Annotated in this window: 1 protein-coding gene; it reads right to left on the reverse strand. The window is 48.9% G+C overall.

Features of this window, described 5'->3' with window-relative positions:
* Positions 1-9: 9 nt before the first annotated feature.
* Positions 10-458 (reverse strand): FecCD family ABC transporter permease (locus tag BHE18_RS21820; RefSeq protein WP_235860420.1); only part of this gene is annotated, 449 nt, incomplete at its 5' end.

Here is a 458-nt window from a genome sequence, read left to right on the forward strand (position 1 = left end):
TTGCAACATTTATAGCCCTCCTCTGCGCTGGCGGAAAAAGATAAATGCAAAGACCGGTGCCCCGATAAATGCGGTGATGACCCCGATCGGCAATTCCGTTGGCGAAATGATTGTCCGTGCCACCAAGTCACAAACAATCAACAGTGCCGCTCCGTTGATGAACGATAAAGGCAAGACGTGGCGATGATCAGATCCCCACACCAGGCGGGTAATATGCGGAACGACCAATCCGACAAAGCCAATCGTTCCAGAAACGGCGACAGCGGATCCGGTCAAGACCGAACCGCCGATCAAAATCGCCATTTTGCTTCGTTTGACGTCGACGCCAAGATGCTGAGCACGTTCTTCGCCGAATAGCATTGCATTTAATTCGCGGCGGTAAAGCCATAAGACGAAAAAAAAAAAAAAAACAAACAAGAAACAACACAAGCAATACACACCCACAAAGAAGACCAAGA

Origin of the sequence: Rossellomorea aquimaris (genome assembly GCF_001877785.1) — a bacterium.
GTDB classification, from domain to species: domain Bacteria; phylum Bacillota; class Bacilli; order Bacillales; family Bacillaceae_B; genus Rossellomorea; species Rossellomorea aquimaris_A.